At 69.5% G+C, this 26324-nt stretch carries 22 protein-coding genes and 1 pseudogene; 13 read left to right on the top strand and 10 right to left on the bottom strand.

What is annotated here, in order from left to right; translation table 11 throughout:
• Window positions 1-114 precede the first annotated feature (114 nt).
• The 3 genes from dprE1 to AD72_RS02520 all read left to right on the top strand — a co-directional run bounded on the left by dprE1 (window position 115) and on the right by AD72_RS02520 (window position 3542).
• The gene (gene dprE1, locus AD72_RS02530) at window positions 115-1488 is read left to right on the top strand and encodes a decaprenylphosphoryl-beta-D-ribose oxidase (RefSeq protein WP_031464712.1); all 1374 of its coding nucleotides are present in this window, start codon (window positions 115-117) and stop codon (window positions 1486-1488) included.
• A gap of 166 nt (window positions 1489-1654) precedes the next feature.
• Entirely contained in the window at window positions 1655-2893 is a 1239-nt protein-coding gene (locus AD72_RS02525; protein WP_051897753.1) for a restriction endonuclease, read from the top strand.
• 58 nt (window positions 2894-2951) lie between these two features.
• Entirely contained in the window at window positions 2952-3542 is a 591-nt protein-coding gene (locus AD72_RS02520; RefSeq protein ID WP_343123693.1) for a dihydrofolate reductase family protein, read from the top strand.
• Here the strand turns inward: AD72_RS02520 and AD72_RS38040 are convergent.
• The 4 genes and pseudogenes from AD72_RS38040 to AD72_RS02495 all read right to left on the bottom strand — a co-directional run bounded on the left by AD72_RS38040 (window position 3529) and on the right by AD72_RS02495 (window position 6518).
• Window positions 3529-4424, bottom strand: a pseudogene (locus tag AD72_RS38040) (molybdenum cofactor biosynthesis protein MoaE). The gene AD72_RS02520 and the pseudogene AD72_RS38040 overlap by 14 nt on opposite strands.
• Entirely contained in the window at window positions 4421-4891 is a 471-nt protein-coding gene (moaC, locus tag AD72_RS02505; RefSeq protein WP_031464707.1) for a cyclic pyranopterin monophosphate synthase MoaC, read from the bottom strand. Before moaC ends, AD72_RS38040 begins: the two are co-directional and overlap by 4 nt.
• A 10-nt stretch (window positions 4892-4901) precedes the next feature.
• Window positions 4902-6296 (bottom strand): NAD-dependent malic enzyme, encoded by a 1395-nt coding sequence (locus tag AD72_RS02500; RefSeq protein ID WP_031464706.1) that lies wholly within the window; start codon window positions 6294-6296, stop codon window positions 4902-4904.
• 36 nt (window positions 6297-6332) lie between these two features.
• The gene (locus AD72_RS02495; protein WP_031464705.1) at window positions 6333-6518 is read right to left on the bottom strand and encodes a hypothetical protein; all 186 of its coding nucleotides are present in this window, start codon (window positions 6516-6518) and stop codon (window positions 6333-6335) included.
• Window positions 6519-6656: 138 nt separating this feature from the next.
• On the opposite strand from AD72_RS02495, the gene AD72_RS02490 reads away from it, so the two are divergent.
• Window positions 6657-8924, top strand: a complete 2268-nt coding sequence (locus tag AD72_RS02490; protein ID WP_082468728.1) for a helicase-associated domain-containing protein — start codon at window positions 6657-6659, stop codon at window positions 8922-8924.
• Between the two features lie 31 nt (window positions 8925-8955).
• Window positions 8956-10599 carry a DNA repair helicase XPB gene (locus tag AD72_RS02485; RefSeq protein ID WP_031464703.1) on the top strand — a complete coding sequence of 548 codons (1644 nt, stop codon included), beginning with the start codon at window positions 8956-8958 and terminating at the stop codon, window positions 10597-10599.
• Between the two features lie 48 nt (window positions 10600-10647).
• On the opposite strand, the gene dprE2 is transcribed toward AD72_RS02485, so the two are convergent.
• A complete protein-coding gene (gene dprE2, locus AD72_RS02480; RefSeq protein ID WP_037344641.1) occupies window positions 10648-11430 on the bottom strand; it encodes a decaprenylphospho-beta-D-erythro-pentofuranosid-2-ulose 2-reductase in 783 nt (260 codons plus the stop codon).
• Window positions 11388-12197, bottom strand: a complete 810-nt coding sequence (locus AD72_RS02475) for a serine hydrolase domain-containing protein (RefSeq protein ID WP_031464701.1) — start codon at window positions 12195-12197, stop codon at window positions 11388-11390. The genes dprE2 and AD72_RS02475 overlap by 43 nt, the downstream gene beginning before the upstream one ends.
• Before the next feature lie 63 nt (window positions 12198-12260).
• Between AD72_RS02475 and AD72_RS02470 the strand changes: the two genes are divergently transcribed.
• From AD72_RS02470 to AD72_RS02455, 4 genes are all read left to right on the top strand, one after another.
• A complete protein-coding gene (locus AD72_RS02470; RefSeq protein WP_031464700.1) occupies window positions 12261-13196 on the top strand; it encodes an o-succinylbenzoate synthase in 936 nt (311 codons plus the stop codon).
• Window positions 13196-13591, top strand: coding sequence for an acyl-CoA thioesterase (locus AD72_RS02465; RefSeq protein WP_031464699.1), 396 nt, complete (start codon window positions 13196-13198; stop codon window positions 13589-13591). The genes AD72_RS02470 and AD72_RS02465 overlap by 1 nt, the downstream gene beginning before the upstream one ends.
• A 133-nt stretch (window positions 13592-13724) precedes the next feature.
• Window positions 13725-14237, top strand: coding sequence for a class I SAM-dependent methyltransferase (locus AD72_RS02460; protein WP_231644710.1), 513 nt, complete (start codon window positions 13725-13727; stop codon window positions 14235-14237).
• Window positions 14238-14301: 64 nt separating this feature from the next.
• Entirely contained in the window at window positions 14302-14511 is a 210-nt protein-coding gene (locus tag AD72_RS02455) for a PspC domain-containing protein (protein WP_020502162.1), read from the top strand.
• Window positions 14512-14515: 4 nt separating this feature from the next.
• On the opposite strand, the gene AD72_RS02450 is transcribed toward AD72_RS02455, so the two are convergent.
• From AD72_RS02450 to AD72_RS02440, 3 genes are all read right to left on the bottom strand, one after another.
• A complete protein-coding gene (locus tag AD72_RS02450; protein ID WP_231644709.1) occupies window positions 14516-16423 on the bottom strand; it encodes a glycoside hydrolase family 84 protein in 1908 nt (635 codons plus the stop codon).
• A 134-nt stretch (window positions 16424-16557) separates the two neighbouring features.
• Window positions 16558-18189, bottom strand: coding sequence for a chaperonin GroEL (gene groL / locus AD72_RS02445; RefSeq protein ID WP_020502164.1), 1632 nt, complete (start codon window positions 18187-18189; stop codon window positions 16558-16560).
• Window positions 18190-18425: 236 nt separating this feature from the next.
• A complete protein-coding gene (locus AD72_RS02440; RefSeq protein ID WP_031464696.1) occupies window positions 18426-19928 on the bottom strand; it encodes a serine/threonine-protein kinase in 1503 nt (500 codons plus the stop codon).
• Between the two features lie 51 nt (window positions 19929-19979).
• Between AD72_RS02440 and moeA the strand changes: the two genes are divergently transcribed.
• From moeA to AD72_RS02420, 4 genes are all read left to right on the top strand, one after another.
• Window positions 19980-21149, top strand: coding sequence for a molybdopterin molybdotransferase MoeA (gene moeA, locus AD72_RS02435; protein ID WP_031464695.1), 1170 nt, complete (start codon window positions 19980-19982; stop codon window positions 21147-21149).
• Window positions 21150-21435: 286 nt separating this feature from the next.
• The gene (locus tag AD72_RS02430; RefSeq protein WP_082468726.1) at window positions 21436-22149 is read left to right on the top strand and encodes a phosphatidylserine decarboxylase; all 714 of its coding nucleotides are present in this window, start codon (window positions 21436-21438) and stop codon (window positions 22147-22149) included.
• A 3-nt stretch (window positions 22150-22152) separates the two neighbouring features.
• Window positions 22153-23100, top strand: a complete 948-nt coding sequence (gene pssA, locus AD72_RS02425; RefSeq protein WP_031464693.1) for a CDP-diacylglycerol--serine O-phosphatidyltransferase — start codon at window positions 22153-22155, stop codon at window positions 23098-23100.
• A gap of 19 nt (window positions 23101-23119) precedes the next feature.
• Window positions 23120-25351: an AAA family ATPase gene (locus tag AD72_RS02420; RefSeq protein WP_031464692.1), complete on the top strand. Its 2232-nt coding sequence runs from the start codon at window positions 23120-23122 to the stop codon at window positions 25349-25351.
• A gap of 233 nt (window positions 25352-25584) precedes the next feature.
• On the opposite strand, the gene AD72_RS02415 is transcribed toward AD72_RS02420, so the two are convergent.
• Window positions 25585-26277 (bottom strand): LytR C-terminal domain-containing protein, encoded by a 693-nt coding sequence (locus AD72_RS02415; protein ID WP_031464691.1) that lies wholly within the window; start codon window positions 26275-26277, stop codon window positions 25585-25587.
• Window positions 26278-26324: the final 47 nt, after the last annotated feature.

The raw sequence follows: 26324 nt of genomic DNA, 5'->3' as shown, positions 1-26324 counted from the left end.
CCACGTCCGCGTGGGCGCGCCGACTAGCCCATAACGAAGCCCCCGCCGCATCTACCCCTCCCCAGCGGCCGGGGGCTTCGTTGTGTCCTGGCACATAACGGTAAGGTTGCGCCCATGTCGAATCCGCTTGGTGAGGTCAGGACACTGGCCGGCTGGGGCAGAACGGCACCCAGCACCGCGACCGTTGTCAGCACCACGGATCTCGACGTGCTGGCCCGCGCGGTACGCCAGGCGGGACCGCGCGGGATCATCGCGCGTGGCCTGGGCCGCAGCTACGGTGATCCGGCGCAGAACGCGGGCGGCACGGTCATCGACATGACCCCGCTGCGGCGCATCCACGACATCGATCCGGACAGCGCGATCGTGGATCTGGACGCCGGGGTGAGCCTGGACGAGCTGATGCGGGCCGCGCTCCCCTACGGCCTGTGGGTGCCGGTGCTGCCGGGAACCCGGCAGGTGACCATCGGTGGTGCGATCGCCAACGACATTCACGGCAAGAACCACCACACCGCGGGCAGCTTCGGCAACCACGTGGTGTCCATGGATCTGCTCACCGCCGACGGCCAGGTGCGCACGATCACCCCGGACGGTCCCGAGTCGGAGCTGTTCTGGGCCACCGTGGCCGGAATCGGGCTCACCGGCATCATCCTGCGCGCGAAGATCCGGATGACCAGGACCGAGACCGCGTACTTCGTCGTGGACAACGACCGCACCGAGAACCTGGACGAGACCCTCGAGCTGATCAGCAACGGCTCCGAGGACAACTACGGCTACACCTCGGCCTGGTTCGACACCATCTCCAAGGGCGCGAAGCTGGGCCGCGGTGCCTTCGGCCGCGGCTCCCTGGCCAAGGTGGACGAGCTGCCGCAGAAACTGCGCGCGGAACCGCTGAAGTTCGACGCGCCGCAGCTGCTCACCGTCCCGGACATCTTCCCGAACGGCCTGATGAACAAGCTCTCGCTCTCCGCGATCGGCGAGTTCTACTACCGCACCACGCCGAAGCAGGGGCGCGGCGCGATCCAGAACATCACGAGCTTCTACCACATGCTCGACCTGGTCGGCGAGTGGAACCGGGGCTACGGCAACCGGGGTTTCCTGCAGTACCAGTTCAGCACGCCGCTGAACGCGCACGAGGACTTCCGCCGGATCATCCAGAAGGTCGCGAACTCCGGGCACTACTCCGCGCTGAACGTCTTCAAGACGATGGGCGCGAGCAACCGGGCGCCGCTGTCCTACCCGCATCCCGGCTGGCTGATCTGCCTCGACTTCCCGATCAAGAAGGGCCTCTCCCGGCTGTGCCGCGAGCTGGACGAGGAAGTGCTGGCCGCGGGCGGCAGGCTCTACACCGCGAAGGACTCCCGCACCGATCCGGAGACCTTCCACAGGATGTATCCGCGGATCGAGGAATGGCGCAAGGTGCGCGATACGGTCGATCCGGAGGGTGTTTTCCACTCCGATATGGCGCGCAGGCTGGAACTGGTCGGCTGACCGCTGCGATGAGTTCTGGCAGCCTCCAGTACCACGCGCTTGGTCACAGTCAATCAGGCCCGCTGTACTTCTGACTGCACTGTGCGGCTGACTCTGGTATTGCCTGGCATGATGCCAACGATGATGCCGACCAACCCGGAGCCTCGGTTTCGTAGAGGGGGCGACGATGGCAGCCCGGTCTGAACGACCCTCCCCTGACGAGCTGCGTCCCGCGGCCTCGTTCGCTGATCTTTCCACCACAGACCTGCACATTGATGCCTACTATCCGGGCGGCACCAATGGTCATGCTGGTGACGATCCGGTCGCGAAACTGATCCCTGGCGTCGGCAATCAAGGGGGCTTCCGCTGCAAGGGTTCGCCAAGCGATGGCACCGTGCGTCTCGCTGTCCTTTACACGACCGGCGATCAGCAAGACTGGCCGGACAGTCTGGATCCGCAGACGGGCTTGTTCACCTACTACGGCGACAACCGCACACCTGGCCACGAGCTTCACGACACCAGCCGCAAAGGCAATCTGCTGCTCCGCGACGTGTTTGCCACTTCCTACGATGACCAATCTCAGCGCAGTACGATCCCCCCGTTCCTGCTGTTCGAGAAGGCCAACCCGGTAGGCAGGGGCGTCCGGTTCCGTGGGCTACTTGCTCCCGGCGGCCCGTCCCTCACCTCGGACGACGAACTACAAGCCATCTGGCGCACTAGTGGTGGGCAGCGCTTTCAGAACTATCGCGCTCGCTTCACCGTCCTCGACCAAGCCGTTATCCCCCGCACATGGATCCAGCATGTTCTCAGCGGCGCCGATCCCCTGACCGGGGGCTGTCCTCCCCCTTGGGCTGCTTGGGTTCGCGCTCGCGCATACTCTCCCCTCGCGGCACCCGCTACGACCACCATCCGCAGCCATGCCGAGCAGCTCCCCGAGGACGCCCTCGGAACCAAAATCCTCGCTACCATCCGTGAGCACTTCCGCAACCGTGAACACGACTTCGAAGCCTGTGCAGTCGCCCTTTGGCGTCTCATGGCACCTGCGACGGGCCAGTGTGACCTGACCCGGCCCAGCCGGGATGGCGGCCGCGACGCCATCGGCAAATACCACCTCGGGCCGCCCACCGACCGCATCGCCATTGACTTCGCCCTCGAAGCCAAGTGCTATGCGCCCACCAACCCCGTAGGGGTTCGTCAAGGAAGTCGGCTCATCTCTCGCCTCCGCCATCGGCATTTCGGTGTCCTCGTCACAACTTCCTACTTCAACACCCAGCTTCAGCAAGAGATTCGGGACGATCAGCACCCCATTGTTCTCATCTGCGGCCGCGATATCGTCCAACTCCTCCGCCAACATGGCTACACCACCGTTGCTGCCATCCAGAGTTGGCTCGACCAGCAATTCCCGCCAAGTTCGCAGACGAACTAGTGTGCAACTGGTCGGCTGACCGCCGCGATGAGTTCCGGCGAAGGAGCCGGTCTGCCTGGTGTACCCACCAGGAAAGGGCGACACCATGGCCAGGCTGATCTACTGCTCCTTCGCCTCGCTGGACGGCTACATCGCCGACGAGAACGGCGACTTCGGCTGGGCGGTGCCCGATGCGCGGGTGCACGCCTTCGCCAATGAACTGCAACGCGGTGCGGGCACCCACCTGTACGGCAGGCGGCTGTACGAGGCGATGACGGCGTGGGAAACCGATCCGGACCTCGCCGGGCAGTCACCCGAGGCACGGGAGTTCGCCCTGGACTGGCAGGCCGCGGACAAGATCGTCTACTCCAGGGCCCTGGCCTCGCCGGTCACCGCGCGGACCCGGATCGAACGGGAGTTCACCGCGGAACCGGTCCGCGAGCTCAAGATCACCGCTGAACGGGATCTGATCATCGGTGGCGCCGAACTGGCCGCGCACGCCCTGCGCGCCGGGCTCGTGGACGAATGCCAGGTGTTCGTCTGCCCCATGGTGGTCGGCGCCGGGAAACGGTACCTGCCCGAGCGGCTGCGCACCCGCTTGGATCTGCTCGAGCAGCGCGGGTTCGGCAACGGCATGGTCTACCTGCGCTACCGGGTCACGGGCAGTTGACCCACTCGCTGGTGCCGTCGGTGAACTGCTGGTGTTTCCAGATCGGCAGCCTGCGCTTGACCTCGTCCACCAGTTCCGCGCAGATGCCGAAGGCCTGGGCACGGTGTTCGGCGGCCACGGCGACCGCGAGCGCGGTGTCCCCGATCCGCAGCGCGCCGATCCGGTGGCTCACCGCGATCGCGCGAACCCCCTCGGCGCGTTCGGCGATCTCCGCGACGACCTCGGCGAGCACGGTGCCCGCGCTCGGGTGTCCCTCGTAATCCAGCGCGGTGACCCCGCGGCCACCGTCGTGATCGCGCACCGCTCCATCGAAGGTCACCACCGCACCGGCCCCGGAATCGGCGACGAGTGCCGCGTGTTCGGCGACCGAGAGCGATTCGTCGACCACCCGGGCACGAACCACGGCCGCGCTCATCCGTGATCACCCCCGGCGAGCTGGTCGAGGGCGTGTTCGAGCACATCCGCGAGCACACCGAGCCCGTCCCGCACCCCACCGGTGGATCCGGGCAGGTTCACCACGAGGGTCCGCCCCGCGACTCCGGCGACACCCCGGGACAGCACCGCGGTCGGCACCTGGGGAAGACCGGCGTCGCGGATCGCGTCGGCCAGTCCCGGTATCTCGAAGTCGAGCTCGCGCGCGGTCAGTTCGGCGGTGCGATCGGTCGGCGAGATCCCGGTCCCGCCGCTGGTGAGCAGCACCTCGGGCGCCTGGTCGAGCGCGGAGCGCAGCGCGGCGGCGAAGGGTTCGCCATCGGCGACGACCACCGGATCCGAAACGGTGAACCCGCGTCCGGCCAGCCAGTCCACGATCAGCGGCCCGGTGCGGTCCGGGTAGACACCGTTCGCCGCCCTTGTGGAGGAGATCAGCACCGAGGCCTTCACGGCCGCACCCACATGCCGGTCTTGCCGCCCTCCTTGCGCAGCACCCGGACACCGTCGAGCACCGCGGCCGGATCGACCGCCTTGACCATGTCGTGCAGCGCGAGGCCCGCGACGGTCACCGCGGTCAGCGCCTCCATCTCCACCCCGGTGCGGTCCGCGGTCTTCACCTCGGCGGTCAGCTCGACCGTCTCGGTCCCCAGTTCCAGGGTGACCTGCGCGCCGGTGATCGCGATCGGGTGGCACAGCGGGATCAGGTCCGGGGTGCGCTTGGCGCCCATGATCCCGGCGATCCGCGCCGTGGCGAGCGCGTCGGATTTGGGCAGTGCATCGTCACGCAACAGATCGACGACCTCGGCCGTGGTGCGCATGGTGGCCGCCGCGACGGCGCGGCGCGCACTCGCCTGCTTCGCGGAGACGTCCACCATGTGCGCGGCGCCCTCGTCGTCCAGATGGGTCAGCTCGTCCACGGTTTCGAGTCTAGGCCGCCGGTTTGTGCTGCGCGGCCTTGCGTACCGAGTCCGCGACCGCCTTGGAAACGGCGTGGTCGAACACGCTCGGGATGATGAACGAGGGGTTCAGCCGTTCCCCGTCGACCACATCGGCGATCGCATCGGCCGCGGCGAGCAGCACATCGTCGGTGATGTCGGTGGCCTGCGCGTCCAGCAGTCCGCGGAACACCCCGGGGAAGGCGAGCACGTTGTTGATCTGGTTCGGGAAGTCCGAGCGGCCGGTGGCGACCACCGCGGCGTGTTTCTGCGCCTCGATCGGGTCGACCTCGGGATCCGGGTTGGCCAGTCCGAACACGATCGCGTCCTCGGCCATGGTGGCGACCTGCTCGGCACCGAACAGGTTCGGCGCGGAGACCCCGATGAACACGTCCGCGCCCACCAGCGCCTCGTGCAGCCCGCCGGTGAATCCCGCGGTGTTGGTGTGCTCCGCGATCCAGGCCAGGTTGTCGTCCAGTTCGCCGCGCTCCGGGTACACCGCCCCGTCGATGTCCACGGCGACGATGTCCTTGGGCTGCTTCTGCAGCAGCAGCCGGATGATCGCCGAACCGGCCGCGCCGACCCCGGAGACCACGATCTTGCACTGCTCGATCGGCTTGTTCACCACACGCAGCGCGTTGCGCAGGGCGCCGACCACCACGATCGCGGTGCCGTGCTGATCGTCGTGGAACACCGGAATGTCGAGTTTGTCCCGCAGCCTGCGCTCGATCTCGAAGCAGCGGGGTGCCGCGATGTCCTCGAGGTTGATGCCGCCGTAGACCGGGGCGAGCAGCTCGCAGGTGCGGATGATCTCCTCGGTGTCCTGGGTGTCCAGGCAGACCGGCCAGGCGTCCACATCGGCGAACCGCTTGAACAGGGCGGCCTTGCCCTCCATCACCGGCAGCGCGGCCGCGGGGCCGATGTTGCCGAGGCCGAGCACCGCGGAACCGTCGGTGACCACGGCGACCGTGTTGCGCTTGATGGTCAGCCTGCGCGCGTCCTCGGGGTTCTCCGCGATGTCCGTGCACACCCGGGCCACACCGGGGGTGTAGGCGCGGGAGAGATCGTCACGGTTGCGCAGCTGCACCTTCGAGGAGACCTCGATCTTGCCGCCGATGTGGATCAGGAACGTGCGGTCCGAGACCTTGCGCACCCGCACCCCGGGCAGCGTGCCGATGGCGTCGGTGATGTCCTGTGCGTGCTCGGTCGACATCGCGTCGCAGGTGATGTCGATGACCGTCATGTCCGGGTGCGAGTCGACGACGTCGAACGCCGTGATCACCCCACCTACCTGGCCCACCGCCGTCGTGAGGTCGCCAGCGGCCCGCGCGGTCGGCGGGATCTCGGCGCGGACGGTGATGGCATAACCAGGGCCAGGTGCCGGCATTGAGTTCCCCTAAATGTTCGAGTGCGTACTGGAAGCTCAGTCCTGTTTCCAGTTGATTTCCGTCTCGGGGTGCACGTACGGCAGATCGTCCACCGGGAACGTCACCTCACCGAACGGCGAAAGCGAACCCTGGCGGTCGGCGGCGAGCTCGGTCACCGGATGACCGTCGCCCTGCGGCCAGGCCGGGTCGATGTTCTTGCTGCGTTGCACTTCTTTCGCCATGATTCCTCCTTGCGCGCGCGATACCGCAATTTTGCCGCATGCCGGATCACCCCTCCAGTTCGCCCGTCCCCTACCGTGGCGCAGCAGACACCGCGACCGCTCCTGCCCGGAACCGACCGGCCCGCTACCGTGGCGTAGGTGACCGAGTCGGTGACCTTGCTCGCGTGGCTGCTCGAGCGACCCAGGCAGGCGATCGTCGCATTGCTGCGCGATCGCCCGGATCTGGCGAGCCCTGTCCCGCAGAACACGCGCATCCTGGCGACCCGGGCGGGCAGCAGGGCCTCGGTGGCCCGCGCCTGTGATCGGCTCAATGCCTTCGAGCTCGCCGTACTGGAGGCCGCGGTGCTCTGCGAAGCGGACACCCGGCCCGCGACGCGCACCGAGCTCGCCGCCTGGTTCGGTCCCGAGGTGCGCGCCGAGGACCTGGACACCACCGTCGAGCGGTTGCGCGAGCTGGCGCTGTTCTGGGGCGAGGATCCCTATCAGGTTCCCGGCGCGGTGCGCGAGGTGACCGGGGAGTTCCCCGCCGGTCTCGGGCGCGCCGTGGATTCCTTCGCCGATACGGACATCGCGGCCGAGCTCGCCACGCTGGACGAACAGCAGCGCGGGCTGGTGGAGACCCTGGCCGCGGGACCGCCGATCGGCCAGACAAGGGACGCGGCGAAGCTGGTGCCGATCGAGCAGGCGCGCACCCCCGTGCAGGCGCTGCTGGCGCGCGGGCTGTTGCTGCGCCGCGATGAGCAGACAGTGGAGTTGCCGAGGCAGGTCGCGCTCACGGTGCGCGGGGAGCATCCGATCGGCCGGGTCAGCGCGCAGGCCCCGGTCCCGGCGACCGTGCCGCGGTCGGTCGAGGAGGTGGACAAGGCCGCCGCCGGGGAAGCCATGACACTGCTCCGGCACGCCGAGGCCATCCTCACCACCTGGTCGCACACCCCGGCCCAGCTGCTGCGTTCCGGCGGGGTGGCGGTTCGGGACCTGCGCAAACTGGTCAAGGAACTGGATGTGGACGAGCAGCGGGTGAGCCTGCTCGTCGAGGTACTTTCCGGGGCCGGGCTGGCCGCGACCGATCAGGACGAGGGGGTGTGGGTGCCCACGACCGCGGCGGACGGCTGGTTCGCCGCGGATCCGGCGACGCGCTGGGTGACCCTGGCCGGGGCGTGGCTCGAGCTACCGCGGCTGCCCTGGCTCGCCGGGCTCAAGGACGCCAAGGACCGCGCCATCGCCCCGCTCACCGAGGAGCTGCACCGCCCGCTCGCGCCCGAATCGCGGCGCATGGTGCTCGAGGCGATCGCCGAACTCGGCCCGGGGACCGCGCTGGACGGGCCGGACACGCTGATCGCCCTGCTCAACTGGCGCACCCCGAGGCAGTCGAGCAAGCTGCGGGACAAGGCGGTCACCGAGACCATCCGCGAGGCCACCGCCCTCGGCATCCTCGCCCTCGGCGCCTGCGGAACCCCCGGTCGCGCGCTGCTCACCGAACTCGACTCGGCTACCGGGGCGATGGCCGAGGCACTGCCGGATCCGGTCGATCACATCCTGGTGCAGGCCGATCTCACCGCGATCGCGCCCGGCCCGCTCGAACCCGAACTCGCCGCCGCGATGAGCCTGGTCGGTGATGTGGAATCGGCCGGTGGGGCCACCGTGTACCGGATCGGCGAGTCCAGCGTGCGGCGCGCCCTCGATGCCGGGCGCAGCGCCGCCGAGCTACACGAACTGTTCCGGGTGCACTCCGCGACCCCGGTCCCGCAATCGCTTTCCTATCTGATCGACGATGTCGCGCGGAAACACGGTCAGTTGCGCGGTGGCATGGCCGGGTCCTTCCTGCGCAGCACCGATCCCGCGCTGCTGGCCGAGGTGCTTGCCGGACCGGCGGCCGCACGGCTGGAGCTGCGCAGGATCGCCGCCGAGGTGGTGATCAGCCCCGTTCCGCTGGTCGACGTGCTGGATGTGCTGCGCGAACACGGCTACTCCCCGATCGCCGAGGGACCGGACGGGCAGCTGCTCGATCTGCGCCCGCCCGGCCGCAGGGTGCCCGCCCGCTCGGCGAACCGGTCGAGCCGCAGCCTGCCCGAGCCACCCGATCCGGACCGGCTCGCCGAGGCGGTGGACAGCATGCGCGCCGCCGACCGGGCCGCGGCCGCCAAACGCGGGGCCGCCGTGGCCGCGCTGTCCGGGGCGGGCGCCTCGGACACGCTCAGTACCACGCTGAGTGCGTTACGCGATGCGGTGCGTGAACGGGAAACCGTCTGGGTCGGCCTCGTGGACACCCGCGGAACCGCGAGCCAGCACGTGCTCGTCCCCACCAGGCTCGGCGGCGGCGTGCTCGAAGGTGAGGACCCGGACACCGGGGAAGCCACCCGGCTGCCGCTGCACCTGATCACCACGGTGGCCACCGTGACGGACTGACCAGGAAAGCCACTCAGGCACACTGGTAGTCATGAGCAATGGGCCGTTGATCGTGCAGTCCGACAAGACCGTGCTGCTCGAGGTCGATCAGGACGGCGCGGAGCAGGCGCGCACCGCGATCGCGCCGTTCGCCGAACTCGAACGCGCACCCGAGCACGTGCACACCTACCGGATCACCCCGCTGGCACTGTGGAACGCGCGCGCGGCAGGGCATGACGCCGAGCAGGTGGTCGACGCGCTCGTCTCGAACTCGCGGTTCCCCGTTCCACAGCCGCTGCTGGTGGACATCGTGGACACGATGGGCCGGTTCGGGCGGTTGTCCATCGCGAACCATCCCGCGCACGGGCTGGTGCTCAGCACCACCGACCGGCCGGTGCTCGAGGAGATACTGCGGAACAAGAAGATCGTCCCGATGCTCGGCTCGCGCATCGACGAGGACACGGTCATCGTGCACCCCTCCGAGCGCGGCAGGCTCAAACAGCAGCTGCTCAAGGTCGGCTGGCCCGCCGAGGACCTGGCCGGATACGTGGACGGGGAGGCGCACCCGATCAGCCTGCACGAGGAGGGCTGGGCGCTCCGCGATTATCAGCGGCAGGCGGCGAAAGCCTTCTGGGACGGCGGTTCCGGGGTGGTCGTGCTGCCCTGTGGCGCGGGCAAGACCCTGGTCGGCGCGGCCGCGATGGCCCAGGCCGAGGCCACCACGCTGATCCTGGTCACCAACACCGTTGCCGGGCGGCAGTGGAAACGCGAACTGGTGGCGCGCACCTCGCTGACCGAGGACGAGATCGGCGAATACTCCGGTGAGCGCAAGGAAATCCGGCCGATCACCATCGCCACGTATCAGGTGATCACCCGGCGCACCAAGGGCGAGTACCGGCACCTGGAGCTGTTCGACTCGCGGGACTGGGGCCTGGTCGTCTACGACGAGGTGCACCTGTTGCCCGCCCCGGTGTTCCGGATGACCGCGGACCTGCAGTCGCGGCGCCGCCTCGGGCTCACCGCGACCCTGGTGCGCGAGGACGGCCGGGAAGGCGATGTGTTCTCGCTGATCGGGCCGAAGCGGTTCGACGTGCCCTGGCGGGACATCGAGGCGCAGGGCTGGATCGCGCCCGCCGAATGCATCGAGGTGCGGACCACCATGACCGAGGCCGAGCGGCTGCGGTACGCCACGGCGGAATCCGATGAGCGCTACAAGATCTGTTCCACCGCACGCACCAAACTCCCCGTCGTGCGGTCCATTGTGGACAAACACGCCGGGGAGCCGACCCTGGTCATCGGTGCCTATCTGGACCAGCTCGACGAACTGGGCGGCGAGCTGGAGTGCCCGGTCATCCAGGGCTCCACCAAGAACGCCGAGCGGGAGAAGCTTTTCGACCAGTTCCGCAACGGAGAACTGACCACCCTCGTGGTGTCCAAGGTCGCGAACTTCTCCATCGACCTTCCCGAGGCCACCGTCGCGATCCAGGTCTCCGGGACCTTCGGCTCACGCCAGGAAGAAGCGCAGCGGCTCGGCAGGTTGTTGCGCCCCAAGGAAGACGGGCGCCAGGCACACTTCTATTCGGTGGTCGCCAGGGACACGCTGGACACCGACTACGCCGCGCACCGGCAGCGGTTCCTCGCCGAACAGGGGTACGCCTACACCATCACCGACGCGGACGACCTGCGGAATCCATAGTCACCAGCCTGCGCGGCGCTGTGGGTAGCGGAACCTGAAGCGGCGGGATCAGCGTGGCATGCGGCGCCAGATCGACTGCGGGACGAAGCGCAGCATGCCGAAGACCAGGCGCAGCACCGGCGGTACCCAGACGAGACGCTTTCCCTTGCGCAGCGCGGTAACCGTGGCCGCGGCGACCTGATCGGGAGTACTGGAGAACGGGGCGGGATCGACCGCGGCGGCCATCCGCCCGTGCACGTACCCCGGGCGCACGAGCAGCAACCGCACCCCGCTGCCGTGCAGTGCGTCGGCGAGCCCGTTCGCGAATCCGTCCAGCCCGGCCTTGGCGGCGCCGTAGACGTAGTTGGCCCGGCGCACCCGGATCCCGGCGACCGAGGAGAACACCACCATGGTCCCGCTGCCCTGCGCGCGAAGCAGCTTGGCCAGATGGGTGAGCACGCTGATCTGTGCGACGTAGTCGGTGTGCGTGATCGCGAGCGCGTGCTCGGCCTCGCGCTCGGCGCGTTCCTGGTCACCGAGAATGCCGAAGGCGAGCACCACGACGTCGAACGGGCCGTGCCGCTGGCTCAGTCCGGTGAGCAGTTCCTCGTGTTCCCCGACCGCGTCGGCGTCGAACTCGGCCCGGGCGACGGTGCCCGCCCCGGCCGTGCGCAGTTCCTGTTCCTCGGCGTCGAGTCCGGTGCCGGGTTGATCAGGCCTGGGCCGCGCGGCGAGCACCACCTTCTCCGGGGCGAGCCGCTTGGCGATGGCGAGGCCGATCTCGCTGCGCCCGCCGAGTACGAGCAGGTTCACTGTTCCTCCAGTACCGCATCGGTGAAGGCGGGCCAGCATTCCTTGGCCCAGTCCCCGAACGGGCGGTCGGTGAGCGCGACCGCGGCCAGCCGGGCATCCGGGTCCACCCACAGGAAGGTGCCGGACTGCCCGAAGTGACCGAAGGTGCGCGGGGACGAGCGGGTACCGGTCCAGTGCGGCTGTTTGTGTGCGCGCAGTTCGAGGCCGAGTCCCCAGTCGTTCGGGCGCTGAATGCCGTAACCGGGAAGCACCCCGTCCAGCCCGGGAAAATGCACCGTGGTCGCCGATTCGTAGGTCTCCCGCGCGATCAGGCTCGGGTTCAGCAGCTCAGCGGCGAACACGGCGAGTTCGGCGGCCGTGGACACCGCGCCCGCCCCTGCCGAACCGCGCAGTTCGGTGACCGCCAGCCCGAGCGGCGCGCACACCGCTTCGCGCAGGTACTCGGCGAACGGCATCTCACAGGCAGCCGCGATGGTCTCGGCGAGCACGGCGAACCCGGTGTTGGAGTAGATCCGCCGGGTTCCCGGTTCCGCCTGCACCCGTTCGGAGTCGAAGGCGAGCCCGCTGGTGTGCGCGAGCAGATGGTGCACCGTGGAGCCGTCCGGTCCGGCGGGCTGATCCAGCTCGACCGCGCCCTCCTCCAGCGCGATGAGCGCCGCGTACGCGCTGAGCAGCTTGGTCACCGAGGCGAGCTCGAACACCCGATGCGGTTCACCGCCCGTGGCCGCCACGGTGCCGTCCCCGCGCACGACCGCTGCTGCGGCATGATCGACCGGCCAGTCCTGCACCAACTGCACGCTTCGCATACCGCCCAACAGTACTTCTGCGATGATCGAGCCGAGCCAAGGAGGTGCGCGGTGCCCGAAACCATCGGTGTGTACGCCATTCCGCTGCGGAACCGGTTCCGCGGCATCACCGTCCGCGAGGGACTGATCCTGCGCGGGCCCGCGGGCTACGGGGAATTCTGCCCGTTCGCGGACTACGACGCTGCCGAGTCCGCCCCGTGGCTGCGCTGCGCCCTGGAGTCCGCGAACGAGGGCTGGCCCGAACCGGTGCGCGAACGGATTCCGGTCAACTGCACGGTTCCGGTGGTCGCGCCGGAGCTCGCGAAGCAGATCGTGGCCGAATCAGGTTGCCGCACCGCGAAGGTGAAGGTGGCCGATCCGCGCAGTGAGCTCACCGAGGACATCGACCGGGTCGCCGCGGTACGCGAGGCACTGGGCCCGGCGGGCGCGATCCGGGTGGACGCGAACGGCGCCTGGCCGGTGGACACCGCGGTGACCGCGATCGCCGCACTGGACAAGGCCGCGGGCGGGCTCGAATACGTGGAGCAACCGTGCGCGAGCATCGAGGAACTGGCCGCGGTCCGGGCCAGGGTCGAGGTCCCGATCGCGGCGGACGAATCCATCCGGCGGGCCGAGGATCCGCTGCGGGTGGCGGTCGCCGGGGCCGCCGATATCGCGGTGCTCAAGGTCGCCCCGCTCGGTGGGGTGCGCCCGGCGCTGCGGGTCGCCGAGGCCTGCGGGCTGCCCTGTGTGGTCTCCTCCGCGGTGGAGACGAGCATCGGCCTCGCCGCGGGGCTCGCGCTCGCCGGCGCGCTCCCGGAACTGGACTACGCCTGCGGGCTCGGCACCCTTTCCCTGCTGCGCGGGGATATCGTGCCCGAACCGCTGCACGCGGAGCAGGGGTATCTGCCGGTGCCCCGCGCCCCGCAGGCTCCGGAGGCGCTGCACGAATTCACGGCCGATCAATCCGGTACCGAACGCTGGCTGCGCCGGCTCGCTGACGTGGAAGGGAAGCTCTGATGTTCAGCCATCGATTCCGGGTCCGCTACAGCGAATGCGATCAGCAGGGCGTGGTGTTCAACGGGCACTACCTGTTCTATTACGACCAGGCGCTGCTGGAACTGTTCCGCTCCTTCGGCTACTCCTGGGACGAATTGCCGGACTGCGATATCGTCGTCGCGGAATCCACGCTGAAATACCGGGCGAGCACCACATTCGACGAACTGCTCGACGTGTGCATGCCGGTCTCCCATGTCGGCAACACCAGCCTGATCATCGAGCCGCGCTTCGAAGTGGACGGACAACTGCGGGTCGAGGGCACCGTGCGGCACGTGTTCATCGATCCGGCAACCTTCAAGCCGACGCCCATTCCCGCGGTGCTGCGCGAGCCGCTCGAGGGTGCTTCCCAGGGTTGACCGCGGGGTATTCCCCGATGTGCCAGGCCCGCCGGTGCCGCGATCGTCGGGACATGGCTCACCAAACCCGCCGCGCGGACCGGCTGCGTTCGCCCGTCAGTTCCTGCGTACCCCGCTGATCACCGCCGCGCCCGTGCCCAGTTCCCCCGCCCTGGCCGCGCGCATGGTCGCCCCGATCCCGCGCACCGGGGATCCGTTCGTCGTGGAGCTCGGCGCCGGAACGGGAGCGTTCACCGTTGCCGCGCAAGAGGTTCTGCGTGGTCGTGGACGGCACCTCGCCGTCGAATGCAATCCCGAGTGGGCCGCGCTGCTCGCCGATCGCCACCCGGGTGTCGAGGTGGTCCAGGCGCGGGCGCACGAACTTCCCGCGCTGCTCGACCGGCCCGCCGATGTCATCATCAGCGGGCTGCCCTGGTCCGCGTACTGGCCCGAAGGACAGCGCCCGCTGATCGAACTGCTGGCCGGGGCGCTCGGGCCGGAGGGCACCCTGACCCAGTTCTCCTATTCGTGGAGCCGGTGGGCCCCGCCCGCGCGCCGCCAGCACCGCGAATTCGGCGCGGCCTTCGAGGAGCTCGTGGTCTCCCGCACGGTGCTGCGGAATCTGCCGCCCGCCTACGTCTACTACGCGCGACGTCCCCGAGGCTGAGTTCCGGGTTCGTTCAGGGGCCGACCCCGATGTGTCCCGCCGGTTCTCCCGCAAGAATCGAAGTATGAACACAGACCAGAACAGCACCGAAATCCGCAAGATCCGGCGCAGCAGGCAGGACCGGATGATCTCCGGTGTCTGCGGCGGAGCGGCCAAACACTTCGGCATCGACCCGGTCATCCTGCGGCTGATCTTCCTCGGCCTCGCCGTGTTCGGGATCGGCACCGGGATCCTGCTCTACCTGGCCGCCTGGATCGTGATCCCGGAGGAGTGAGGCACTAGCTTCGGCTCGGGGCCTTCTCGATGAAGGCGTCCAGCACGGTGTCGGCGACCTTGACGGGTCCCTGCGGCCGTGTGGTGCCCGGAATCGTGGTGATGGCCGCCGCTTTCTGGGCGAGCGCGCCCGCCGCGGAGAAGTGCCCCTTGGCCTGTTCGCCGTTCCCGTCGAGATTGGCCTCGATTCCGTCCAGGGAACGCCCGAACGCCTTGCCCCACAGGGCGAGCGCGTCCAACCAGGGTTTGCTCTCCTCGAGGAATCCCTTTTCCGCGACGTGCGCGCGAATTCGTTCGCTGGCCCCGGCGAGCACCTTCTGGTACTCGCGCAGTTCGGCGACGGCCGCGTGCTTCTGCTCGGTGGTCCCGGTGAACGCCTTGTCGAACTTCGCGATCTTGGCGCGCAGTCCGGGCGATTGGGGTTGCCACGGGGTGTCGAAGCTGGTCGGCGCGAAGTGCTCGGTGTCGAAGAAGGCGAGCAGTGCCTCGGTGGTCGCGGGATCCCCGCCGGAGAAGTAATCGGCCGCGGCGCGCCAGGTGCGCGCGGCGTCGTAATCCCGGTCGTTCCAGGCGTACGCGGCGCCGCCGAAGAGGGCGACCTTACTGGGATGCGACTGGTTCATGGGGTTGAGCACCAGCCCGGACAGCTCGGAGCTCATCCCGCGCTCGCGTTTGTCGTAGGGGGCGAGCAGCAACCGGCCCTTGGTCTTGTCGTAATCGTTGACCGGGTAGTTGTCCCAGATGAAGACCTTGCGGCCCCAGATCTTGTTCGCCTGCTTGGTCTGCTCGGTCGAGATACCGTCCGGGATGACGCCGTCTCCGGTCCACATGAGCAGGATCGCGGGATCGAGATTTTCCCGGATGACCTTTTTGTAGTCGCTGTCCTTCAGATCGGAGTATTCGGTCGGCACGGTCTGCAGCGGGCCGACACCCTCATGGGTGCGCACGAAATCGCGCTGCACGGCATTGAGCAGATCGACCTGGGCCCGGCCGGCGGCACCCGGTGAGGACTTTCCGTATTTCTTCTCGTCACCGGCACAGTTCCACTTGCCGTATTCGATGTCGTCGAGCGGAACGGAGAATTCGCGCACCCCGATCCGGTAAACGGAATCGAGTTTGCGTTCCAGTGCCTTGACGTCGTTCGGGTCGCTGAAACAGATCGAGAGCCCCGGCGAGACGGCGTAGGTGAACCGCACATGGTTGGCCTTGGCCGCGTTCACGAGTTTTTCGATCTCCCCGAGTTTGTCGGCGGGGTATTCCTCGCGCCAGCGATCGCGCAGGTACGGATCGTCCTTCGGGGTGTAGACGTAGCTGTTCATCTTGACCTGGCCGTAGAAGCGCAGCTGATCGAGCCGGGCATCGTGCGACCACGGCGCGCCGTAGAAGCCCTCGATGGAACCGCGGATCGGCAGTGCGGGTTCGTCCACGACGGACACCCTGGGCAGCGTGTGGTGCGCGAGGAGCTGGCGCAGGGTCTGCGCGGCGTAGAAGCTGCCGTCCGAATCGGCCCCGGCGAGCAGCGCGGAGTTCTTCCTGATGACCAGCCCGTATCCCTGCGGCTTCGGGTTCCGCACCCGGGAGCGCGCGGCTTCGTTTCGGATCCCGGCGTCCGCCAGCGAGCCGATGACGACGGTGAAGGTCCCGTTCCTCGCGCTCGCGGGCGAGGCACCGGTGACCACGTCGACCGCCCGTGCTCCGGCGCCGCGCAGGCTCGCGCGGACGGTGTCGATCGTGGACCGGTCCACCGAGCGCCCGGCGAGCACTCGCACCCGGTCCGGGATCGGCACATCGGAGCCGAGGCGGGTCAGCTGTTGCGGCGTCGGGGTGACCGTGGGCAGCGGGTCCGGTTTCGCGGCCGCCTGCGGCACGGCGATCCCGGCGAACATGAGCAATAGTGCAGTAACTGCTGCCATTTCACGCTTCATCGCGCACCTCCAGTGGTCAGATTTTTGACCGGGCGGCGCGCGGGCACAACCTCCGAACGTACGAAACGGCCCGGGAACCGAGTTCCCGGGCCGTTTCTGACCCTTGACAGGTTGGCGGACTCTTAGAAGTCCATGCCGCCCATGCCGCCGGTGGGGTCGCCGGCCGGAGCGGCAGCGGCCTTCTCCGGCTTGTCGGCGACGACCGCCTCCGTGGTCAGGAACAGCGCCGCGATGGACGCCGCGTTCTGCAGCGCGGAGCGGGTCACCTTGGCCGGGTCGAGCACGCCGGCCTTGATGAGGTCCTCGTAGTCGCCGGTCGCGGCGTTGAGGCCCTCGTCGCCCTTGAGGTTGCGCACCTTCTCCACGACGACGCCGCCCTCGAGACCGCTGTTCACCGCGATCTGCTTGAGCGGAGCCTCGACGGCGACCTTGACGATGTTCGCGCCGGTGGCCTCGTCACCCTCGAGCTTGAGGGAGGCGAAAGCCGCCTCGGCCGCGTGCAGCAGGGCGACGCCACCACCGGCGACGATGCCCTCCTCGACGGCGGCCTTCGCGTTGCGAACGGCGTCCTCGATGCGGTGCTTGCGCTCCTTGAGCTCGACCTCGGTCGCGGCACCCGCCTTGATGACGGCCACGCCGCCGGCGAGCTTCGCGAGACGCTCCTGGAGCTTCTCCCGGTCGTAGTCGGAGTCCGAGTTCTCGATCTCCTTGCGGATCTGGTTGACCCGGCCCTGGATCTGCTCGGCGTCGCCGGAGCCCTCGACGATGGTGGTCTCGTCCTTGGTGACGTTGACCTTGCGGGCCTTGCCGAGGAGGTTGATGTCGGCGTTCTCGAGCTTGAGGCCGACGTCCTCGGTGATGACCGTGCCACCGGTGAGGGTGGCCATGTCCTGCAGCATCGCCTTGCGGCGGTCACCGAAGCCGGGCGCCTTGACGGCGACGGACTTGAAGGTGCCACGCATCTTGTTGACCACGAGGGTGGCCAGCGCCTCGCCCTCGACGTCCTCGGCGATGATCAGCAGCGGCTTGGACTGCTGCATGACCTTCTCGAGCAGCGGCAGCAGGTCCTTGACGTTGGAGACCTTCGAGCCGAACAGCAGGATGTAGGGGTCCTCGAGGACCGCTTCCTGACGGTCGGCGTCGGTGACGAAGTAGCCGGAAAGGAAGCCCTTGTCGAACCGCATACCTTCGGTGAGCTCGAGCTCGAGACCGAGGGTCTGCGCCTCTTCGACGGTGATGACGCCTTCCTTGCCGACCTTGTCCATCGCTTCGGCGATCAGGTCACCGATGGTGGAGTCACCGGCGGAGATCGACGCGGTCGCGGCGATCTGCTCCTTGGTGTCGACCTCCTTGGCCGCCTTGAGCAGCTGCTCGGCAACGGCTTCGGTGGCCTTCTCGATGCCGCGCTTGAGGCCGAGCGGGTTCGCACCCGCGGCCACGTTGCGCAGGCCTTCGCGCACCAGCGACTGCGCGAGGACGGTGGCCGTGGTGGTCCCGTCACCGGCGATGTCGTCGGTCTTCTTGGCAACTTCCTTGACGAGCTCCGCCCCGATCTTCTCCCACGGGTCCTCGAGCTCGATCTCCTTGGCGATCGACACACCATCGTTGGTGATGGTGGGCGCGCCCCACTTCTTTTCCAGTACGACGTTGCGACCCTTCGGGCCCAGCGTCACCTTGACGGCGTCGGCGAGCGAGTTCATGCCGCGCTCTAGACCGCGGCGGGCGTCCTCGTCGAACGCGATCATCTTGGCCATTGCGGTGTGGTCCTCCGAGATTGGGCACCGCCGACACGCTCTGTGCGACGGTAAGGACTCGATACGCGGCCAGGCTCGGTGCCCGCGACGGACGATCGACCATCCTAGGATGGGCGACCTCACCGTCCCGACCTTGCAAGGACGTGCCCGGTCCGCGGACACGCCCTGGCACTCTTCAGGTGTGAGTGCCAGTCTCGGTTTTAGCACTCTCGGATGGTGAGTGCAAGAACCGCAGGTCAGCCCGGTTTGATGTGCGGAAGTTTGGTCGGCGGCGCCTGCTGGGTGTTGGTGGTCTCGCCGGTCGGAACGGTGACCCCGCCCGAGCCGGAACCGCCCTGCCTGGTGAACACGATGATCAGCACCACGGCGATGATCACGACCACCGCGCCGACGATCACCGGAACCACCCAGCGGCGCTTCGCGGGCGGAGCCGGGTGCGCGCCCTCGCCTGGCCGGGCACCGAACGCGCCGGTGTTCACCGGAACCGGATCGCGCAGCCGGACCGGATCCTGCTGCGGGTGGAATCCCTGCTGCTGGCCACCGAACTGCTGGGGCGCCGGGTACTGCTGCGGGTACGGCGGCTGCTGGGCGACCGGCTGCATCGGCGGCGGGAACTGCGGCGGGTACTGCTGCGGCGGCGGAACCGGGGCCCTGCCCGGAGCGGTCGGCGATTCAGCGGAGGGCTGAACCGGCTGCGCGGGTCGGACCGGTTGCTGAACCGGCGGCTGGGCCGGTTGCGCGGGCGGCGGCTGCACCGGTTGGGTCGGCTGGGCCGAGTGCGGGTGCTCGGCCGCGGCTTCCGGAGCGGCTCCCCCGGCAGCGGTGTCCCCGGGCAGTTCGGCGACCCGCGGGGCCGCGGCGGCCCCGGTCCCCGCCCGGCGCAGCTTCGGCGGGACGTTCCGGTTCGCCACCCCGGCCAGCGCCTGCTTCGCGGCCTCGACCAGTTCCTGACAGGTGCCGAACCGGTCGTCGGCGCGCTTGGCCATCCCCTTCGCGAGTACCGCGTCGATCTCGGCGGGCAACTCGACGACGCTGGTCACCGTGGGAATGTTCGGGCCGAGGTGCCCGGAGATGACGTCCGGGACCTGGCCGCGGAACGGGGCCCGCCCGGTGAGACAGGCGTAGAGCACGCAGGCGAGCGCGTACAGATCGGTGCGCCCGTCGACCGGTTCCCCGCGCAGGTGCTCGGGCGCGGCGTACATCGGCGAACCCAGGAAGTCCCCGGTACGCGTGCGGTGCCCGGTCGCCCCGCGGCGGGTCAGCCCGAAGTCGGCGAGGTAGATGTGCTCGTTCGCCGATTCCTTCGCGGTGACCAGCACGTTCGCCGGTTTGATGTCCAGGTGCACCAGTCCGCGCTCGTGCAGCATGTCCAGGGCGGCGGCGGCCTGGCCGAGCAGCCCGATCGCCCGGTCCGGGGCGAGCGGGCCGTCCTTGATGAGCTTGGCCAGATCGGCGCCGTCCACCATCCGCATGGCGATGTAGAGCAGCCCGTCGGCCTCACCGAAGTCGTACAGCGGCACCACATTGGAGTGGTCGATCGCCGAGGTGTTCCGCGCCTCGTCGACGAACCGTTCCCGGAACTCGGCGTCGGCGGACAGGTGACCGGCGATGACCTTGAGCGCGACCTTGCGCCCGAGACGCACATCGGTGGCGCGGTACATCACGCTCATCCCGCCCTTGCCGAGCACTCCGTCGATGCTGTAGTGGCCGAGGCGCTTTCCGGTCAGGTCTTCCGACACGTCGGGCAGCCTAACCGTTCGGTGCCGCACGCGGGGCGCGACACTGGGAGCATGATTCCGGTTCACCAGCACGAGCAGAACGTCGCCGCGCTACTCGGGCGTACCGAACGGGTGCGGCTGCCCATCGCCGAAACGCTCGGCATGGTGCTCGCCGAGGATGTGCGCGCCCCGATCGCCCTGCCCTCCTTCGACAACTCGGCGATGGACGGGTACGCCGTGCGCGCGGCGGACATCGCGGCCGCCCCGGTCGAGCTGCCGGTCACCGCGGACATCCCGGCGGGGCGCACGGATGTGCCCACGCTCGAGCCGGGCACCGCGCACCGGATCATGACCGGGGCCCCCGTGCCGCAGGGCGCGGACACGATCGTGCAAGTGGAGCGCACCGACGCGGGCACCGAGCGGGTGCTGGTGCGCGAGGCGGTCCCGGTGGACACCCACATCCGGCGCGCGGGAGAGGACGTGACCGCGGGAGCCGACGCCCTTGCCGCGGGCACCGAGCTCACCCCTTCGGTGCTCGGGCTCGCCGGGGCGCTCGGGCTCGCCGATCTGAGCGTGTACCGCCGTCCCCGGGTGCTCGTGGTCTCGACCGGTTCCGAACTGGTGCCAGCCGGGACCTCGCTGCGCACCGGGCAGATCTACGACTCGAACGGGTTGATGCTGGCCAGCGCGGTGCGCGAGGCGGGAGCGGAGGCGCTCACCGTGCATGCGGTGGCCGATGAGGTGCCCGCTTTCCTGGCCGCCCTGCGTACGGATGTGGACCTGATCCTGACCTCCGGCGGGGTGAGCGCGGGCGCCTATGAGGTGGTCAAGGACGCGCTGACCGCGGAGGGAGTGACGTTCACGAAGGTGGCCATGCAGCCGGGTGGCCCGCAGGGGGCGGGCCGCTATCGGGGTGTCCCGGTCGTGACCCTGCCCGGGAACCCGGTGAGCTCGCTGGTCTCCTTCGAGGTGTTCGTGCGCCCGGTGCTGCGCGCGGCTGCCGGGCACCCGGTGACCACGCGGCTGCGGCTGACCGCGCGACTGGCCGGGGACCTGAGCAGCCCCGCGGGCAAGCGCCAGTACCGCAGGGGGATCCACCGGGACGGCACGGTGCGCGTGGTCGGCGGCCCCGGATCGCACCTGCTCGGCGCGCTGGCCTCGGCCAACTGCCTGCTCGAGGTGCCCGAGGAGGCCGAGCACCTGCCCGCGGGCACCGAAATCACCTGCCTTGACTTACGCTGACCTAGCCTGACCTGGGCAAACGTTCTCGCCGAAAAAATTCCGCGGAACCGCGTCACGATCGCGTCTCCGCTGTGTCTCAAGAGTGGGAACAGCCGGTATGGGAGTGCGTAAGAGCCGTTCCACTTAAGACGCGGCCGGCCCGTGCACCGTCGGGGGGTGCACCGCCGGCCGCGTCGTGGGGGTCTGCGAGGGGTGCTGTCGAACCGAGGCACAACCCACATGGCGTAGCGTGGCCGCTGCCCGTTTTCCATCGCCGGAGCACCGGCCAAGCATCGACGGACGACTATTGAGCGGCACGCCTGAACACGATGAACCTTTCGCGGCACACCTGGCCCGCCTCGTGCGCGAGACGGTGCCCCCGATGCACCGGGCCGGACGGCCGTTCGTCCTCGGCGGCATCGTGGCGACCCTCGGGCTGCGCCGCATCGCCCGCCCGCTCGGACTGCTCGGCGCGCTCGCGACCGGCTGGTGCGCGTGGTTCTTCCGGGAGCCGAAGCGGGTGCCGCCGCTGCGCGCGGACGTGGTGCTGGCCTCCGCGGACGGCACCGTCGCCAAGCTCGAGCACGCCGTCCCGCCGCCGGAGCTCGGTCTTCCGGACACCCCGCTGCCCAGGGTGAGCGTGTTCCTCTCGGTGTTCGACGTGCACGTGCAGCGCGCCCCCGCCGACGGCGTGATCACCCGCGCCGCCTATCGCCCCGGCAAGTTCCTCTCCGCCGATCTGGACAAGGCCAGCGAGGACAACGAGCGCAATTCGCTGCTGGTCCGCGGGGTGGACGGCACCGAGATCGTGGTCGTGCAGATCGCCGGTCTGGTGGCCCGGCGCATCGTGTGCGAGGTGGCGGAGGGCGATTCGGTGCTCGCCGGGCAGACCTACGGGCTGATCCGGTTCGGTTCCCGGGTGGACACCTATCTGCCGCACGGTTCCCGGATCCTGGTGCGCGAGGGTCAGCGCACGATCGGCGGGGAGACCGTGCTCGCCGAACTGGATACGGCGGGCTGAGCCATGGTCCGCGAATCAGTACGCCAGACACCCGGAATCCGCCTGCTGCCGAACGCGGTCACCGTGCTCGCGGTGTGCTCGGGACTGTCCGCGGTGATGTTCGCGCTGCGCGCCGACTGGGCGCTGGCCATCCTGTGCATCGCGGTCGCCGCGGTGCTCGACGGCTTGGACGGGCGGATCGCGCGGCTGCTGGATGCCACCTCGAAGATCGGTGAACAGCTCGACTCGCTGTGCGACTCGATCTCCTTCGGGGTCGCCCCGGCGCTGATCGTGTTCATCTGGCGGTTCCAGGACTTCCGGCCGGGCTGGATCGTGTGCCTGCTGTTCGCGGTGTGCATGGTGCTGCGGCTGGCCCGGTTCAACACCCTGCTCGAGGACGAGGAACAGCCGCCGTTCGCCAAGGAGTTCTTCGTCGGGGTCCCCGCGCCCGCGGGCGGGCTGTTGCTGCTCGCCCCGCTGATGCTGCACGTGCAGTTCGGCCCCGGCTTCTGGGACTCGATCGTGGTCGCGCTGGTCTGGACGGTGTGCGTCTCGGCGCTGTCGATCTCCCGGATCCCCACGCTCTCGGTGAAATCGGTGCAGGTCTCGCCGAAACTCGTCGCCCCGCTGCTGGTCGGGGTCGGCCTGCTCGCCGCGCTGGTCGTGGTGGTCCCGCTCGGTGCGCTGGTCGCCGTGCTGCTGGTGTACCTGGCGCACGTGCCCTACGCGGTGCACCGCTACCGCTGGCTGACCAACCACCCCGAGGCCTGGGCCGTGCCACCGCGGGACCGCAGGGCGATCCGCCGCCGTTCCCCGCGCAGGCTCGCCATCCGCAGGCCGCTGCGCCGCCAGGTCGCCGGGGCCGCGCGCCGCGCCGTCTACCGGCACGGCAGCACCGGAACCCCTCCGGCACGCGAACAGGGCGAGCGGCGCCGCAGGGACTGGCGCAGGATCAGCCTCCGCCGCCGCTGAGGTAGGTACTGTTCGTGCTGTGCCCGCACCACAGATCAGCCTCACCGCCCGGCTGTCCGGCTCCGCCGTGGACACCCGCCGCGGTGTGGTCCGCATGCATCCCGAGGTGCTCGACGCGCTCGGCCTGCAGCCCTGGGACGCCGTCGCGCTGACCGGGGCCCGCAAGACCGCCGCGGTCGCCGCACCGGCGAAGGACTCGGCCCCGCCCGGGGTGCTCGGGCTCGACGACGTGACCCTGTCCAACCTCGGGGTCCAGGAGAACACCGAGGTGGTCGTGGCCCCGGTCAGCGCACCGGCGGCGCGTTCGGTGACCGTCTCGGGTTCCCGGCTGGCCTCGAGCGGGGTGCGCGCCCATATCCTGCGGCTCGCGCTCATCGGGAAGGTGTTCACCACCGGGGACGCGGTTTCCCTTCTGCCCCAGGACATCGCGCCCGTCCCCGGTGCGGACGCCCAAGGGGTGCGCAGCAATCTCTCCGCGACCATCGGGATCTCCTGGACCAGTGAACTGATCACGGTGACCGAGACCGAACCGAAGGGACCGGTGACCGTGCTGCCCTCCACGGTCGTCGGCTGGCGAACCGATCCGTCCATGGAGGCCCCGAGCGTGCGGACCGAACCAACCCCGGAGGTCGCCGAGGCGGCACCGGTGACCGAGCCCAAGGAAGCGCCGATCCCGGTCAGCGAACTGATCGGCGCCCAGGCATGCGCGCGCAGCCTCGGCGAATGGCTGCGGCTGACCATCGCCGCACCGGCCCTGCTCGAACAGCTCGGCGCGAAACCTCAGCTCGGCGCGCTGATCGCGGGACCGGAGGGAGTGGGCAAGGCGACGCTGGCCCGTTCGGTCGCCGCCGATGCCGGTGCCACGGTCGCCGAACTCGCCGCGCCCGCGCTGGCCGCACTGGAACCGAACGCCGCGGCCGCCCGGTTGCGGTCCGCCGTCGAGTCCGCGCGCGCGAACACCCCGGCCGTGTTGCTGCTCACCGATGTGGACGCGCTGCTCCCGGCAAGCGATCCGCCGCCGGTCGCGACGGTGGTGCTGGACATTCTGCGCGAAGCGATCGGTTCCATCGTGCTCATCGTGACCTCGGCGAACGCGGGCGGGATCGATCAGCGGCTGCGCGATGCGGACCTCATCGACCGGGAGCTGACCATTCCCTCCCCGGACGCCCAGGTGCGCGCGGAACTGCTCCGGCTGCTGCTCAAAGAGGTTCCGCTGGATTCCGATGTGGACACCGGCGAGATCGCCGACCGGACTCCCGGCTTCGTGGTCGCCGACCTGGCCGCGCTGTGCCGCGAGGCGGCCGTGCGCGCCGCGCTGCGCCACCAGGAAAACCAGCGCCACCAGAACGGCGGGGAAGGGCAGCCGCGGATCGGCCAGGCGGATCTGCTCGGCGCCACCGAGACCGTGCGGCCCGCCTCCATGTCCGCCTCGGATCTGCTCAGCACCGGCGGCCTCACCCTGGCCGATGTCGGGGACATGGCCGAAGTCAAGCAGGCGCTCACCGAATCGGCGCTGTGGCCTCTGCAGTACCCGGACTCGTTCGCCCGGCTCGGTATCGCCGCCCCGCGCGGGCTGCTGCTCTACGGCCCGCCCGGCTGCGGGAAGACCTATCTGGTGCGCGCGCTCGCCGGGACCGGGAAGCTCAACGTGCTCACCGTCAAGGGCGCCGAGCTGATGGACAAATGGGTCGGCGAGTCCGAGCGAGCGGTGCGCGAACTGTTCACCAGGGCCAGGGACGCCGCGCCAGCGCTGGTGTTCCTCGACGAGATCGACGCGCTGGCCCCGCGCCGCGGCCAGTCCAGCGATTCCGGGGTTGCCGACCGGGTGGTCGCCGCGCTGCTCACCGAGCTCGACGGGGTGGAACCGCTGCGCGATGTGGTCATCCTCGGCGCCACCAACCGGCCCGAACTCGTGGATCCCGCGCTGCTGCGGCCCGGACGGCTCGAACGGCTGGTCTACGTGCAGCCACCGGACGGCGCGGCGCGCGCCGAGATCCTCGCCGCCGCCGCGCGCAACACCCCGCTCGCCGAGGAGGTCTCGCTGCCCGAGCTCGCCGAGTCGCTCGAGGGGTACTCGGCCGCCGACTGTGCCGCGCTGGTGCGCGAGGCGGCGCTGACCGCGATGCGCGAGGACATCGAGGCCGCCTCGGTCGGGCAGGCGCATTTCGACCGGGCACGGGAGACCGTGCGCCCCTCACTCGATCCGCGCCAGCTCGCCGAACTGCGCGCCTTCGCCGACCAGGAACACTGAACAGTTTCAGTCAGGGTGCGGGCCGATGGTGACGATGGTCAGGTGATCGGTCTCGGGGCCGTAGATCCACCAGATGCGCCACGCGCCAGGAGCCGGTTTTCCACGTAGGACTCCCAGAGCGTGGCGCCACCGGGACCGGGCACGGATTTGTAGGGATGCCACATGGCGCCAGTGGATTCCAGCAAAACGGGGCGCGGGGAGTGTCCCCGCGCCCCGTTCGGCAGTTCTGCGTGTCAGCCCTGGAAGTCCTGGGTGACGATCACGATCACGCCCGGGCTGGCCTGCTGCAGTCCGGGGAACCGCGGCTCGGCCTTCGCGCCGATCTTCTTCGCGGCCGCCTCCGCGGTGCCCTGCTCATTGCTTCCCGGCCGGTAGTAGACGGTCGTGGTCGGGATGACGCCGTTCGGGTAGTTCCCGACCTGCACCACGTTGAAGCCGTCCCCGCGCAGCACATTGGCGGCCTTGTCGGCGAGGTGCTTGACGGTGCTGTTGTTGTACACGCGCACCGGGGCCGACTTGTCCACCCCGGCCATCTGCACCTGGTTGCCGCCGCCCTGACCGGCCTGCTGTTCCTGCTGCACCTGTTCCGGGTTCGGCGGCTGGATGACCTTGGTGGTCTTCTCCCCCTGCTGGCCCTGGCCACCGGGCTGCCCCTGGTCACCGGCGCCCGGCTGCTGCTGCGGCGCCTGGTTCGCCGGCGGCGCTCCGTTGCCCGGCTTCTGGTTGCCGCCGTTCGGGGCCTGGCCGGGTTTGCCGCCGTTCGGCGCCTGTCCCTGGTGCTGCTGGGTCTGGCTCGCCTGGGCAGCGGTCGTGGTGTCCGATCCCCCACCTGCCACGCTGACCACGCCGAACACGAGCGCGACCGCGGCGACCCCGAGGAGTGCGATCCCCGCGATCTTTGTCTTCCCTGGTGACTGCATGGTCATGACCGCACCTCGCTAGCGCTCGGCTTGGCCATGCGCCGAGGCTGTGT

Source organism: Sciscionella sediminilitoris (assembly GCF_000737195.2).
GTDB lineage: Bacteria > Actinomycetota > Actinomycetes > Mycobacteriales > Pseudonocardiaceae > Sciscionella > Sciscionella sediminilitoris.
This window is presented reverse-complemented; position numbering and strand designations above follow the sequence as displayed.

Coding starts and splice junctions, on each gene's coding strand:
- dprE2 (WP_037344641.1), bottom strand. CDS start 11,430: ATGCTGGCCCGCCTTCACCGATGCGGTACTGGAGGAACAGTGAACCTG.
- AD72_RS02525 (WP_051897753.1), top strand. CDS start 1,655: ATGGCAGCCCGGTCTGAACGACCCTCCCCTGACGAGCTGCGTCCCGCG.
- pssA (WP_031464693.1), top strand. CDS start 22,153: ATGGTCCGCGAATCAGTACGCCAGACACCCGGAATCCGCCTGCTGCCG.
- AD72_RS02450 (WP_231644709.1), bottom strand. CDS start 16,423: ATGGCAGCAGTTACTGCACTATTGCTCATGTTCGCCGGGATCGCCGTG.
- AD72_RS02415 (WP_031464691.1), bottom strand. CDS start 26,277: ATGACCATGCAGTCACCAGGGAAGACAAAGATCGCGGGGATCGCACTC.
- groL (WP_020502164.1), bottom strand. CDS start 18,189: ATGGCCAAGATGATCGCGTTCGACGAGGACGCCCGCCGCGGTCTAGAG.
- AD72_RS02495 (WP_031464705.1), bottom strand. CDS start 6,518: ATGGCGAAAGAAGTGCAACGCAGCAAGAACATCGACCCGGCCTGGCCG.
- AD72_RS02485 (WP_031464703.1), top strand. CDS start 8,956: ATGAGCAATGGGCCGTTGATCGTGCAGTCCGACAAGACCGTGCTGCTC.
- AD72_RS02455 (WP_020502162.1), top strand. CDS start 14,302: ATGAACACAGACCAGAACAGCACCGAAATCCGCAAGATCCGGCGCAGC.
- AD72_RS02465 (WP_031464699.1), top strand. CDS start 13,196: ATGTTCAGCCATCGATTCCGGGTCCGCTACAGCGAATGCGATCAGCAG.
- AD72_RS02475 (WP_031464701.1), bottom strand. CDS start 12,197: ATGCGAAGCGTGCAGTTGGTGCAGGACTGGCCGGTCGATCATGCCGCA.
- dprE1 (WP_031464712.1), top strand. CDS start 115: ATGTCGAATCCGCTTGGTGAGGTCAGGACACTGGCCGGCTGGGGCAGA.
- AD72_RS02500 (WP_031464706.1), bottom strand. CDS start 6,296: ATGCCGGCACCTGGCCCTGGTTATGCCATCACCGTCCGCGCCGAGATC.
- moeA (WP_031464695.1), top strand. CDS start 19,980: ATGATTCCGGTTCACCAGCACGAGCAGAACGTCGCCGCGCTACTCGGG.